This window comes from Pseudomonas viridiflava, from assembly GCF_900602065.1.
Classification (GTDB): domain Bacteria; phylum Pseudomonadota; class Gammaproteobacteria; order Pseudomonadales; family Pseudomonadaceae; genus Aquipseudomonas.
In genome coordinates, this window is record NZ_UWFN01000101.1 from 1 (window position 1) to 284 (window position 284).

Sequence of the window (284 nt, forward strand, 5' to 3'; positions counted from 1 at the left end):
CACGTACATCATGGGGTTACCGCCCATTTCGTTCGTGAAGATGTGGAAGTCCAGGTAGCGGTCAAGCGTCAGGAACGCAAGGGTAGCCGTCAGGATCGGGAACGAAGCCACGATCAGGATGTTTGCCCAGGTGCAGGTCCAGGTGAAGATCGGCATGTCCAGCAGTTTCATGCCTGGGGTACGCATCTTCAGTACGGTCACGAGGAAGTTGACCCCCGTCAGCGTCGTACCTAACCCGGATAACTGTAGCGCCCAGATGTAGTAGTCAACACCCACGCCAGGAC

General features: G+C 56.7%; 1 protein-coding gene. It reads right to left on the reverse strand.

Features of this window, described 5'->3' with window-relative positions; translation table 11 throughout:
* Positions 1–284: cbb3-type cytochrome c oxidase subunit I (locus EE949_RS05155; protein ID WP_206335690.1), on the reverse strand; the 284-nt coding region annotated here is incomplete at both ends.